The 280-nt window shown below is 61.1% G+C and carries 1 protein-coding gene; it reads left to right on the top strand.

The window, feature by feature from the left end; genetic code table 11:
- Positions 1 to 280, top strand: a 280-nt coding sequence (locus tag QMX84_RS26405; RefSeq protein ID WP_282365159.1) for a fimbria/pilus outer membrane usher protein, incomplete at both ends; no start/stop codon positions are given.

Raw genomic sequence — 280 nt, 5'->3', positions numbered from 1 at the left:
GCTCGGTACAGACCTTTAAGGTCGAGTCCGCCAGCATTCCTTACATCACACGGCCCGGCAGCGTGCGTTTCAAAGTGGTGGCGGGCAGGCCGTCCAACCTGCAAGAGGGAGATGACGGCAACGTATTCAGTACCGGCGAGTTTTCCTGGGGGGTCAGCAACGGCTGGTCACTGTTTGGCGGGGCCATCACCGACAACAACTACCGCGCGTTTTCAGTGGGTGTTGGTCGCGACCTGATGGCCTGCGGTGCGGTGTCACTTGACACCACCCGAGCCAGCAC

The sequence above is a fragment of the Pseudomonas sp. PS01297 genome, assembly GCF_029959305.1.
Lineage (GTDB): Bacteria > Pseudomonadota > Gammaproteobacteria > Pseudomonadales > Pseudomonadaceae > Aquipseudomonas > Aquipseudomonas helleri.
This window is presented reverse-complemented; position numbering and strand designations above follow the sequence as displayed.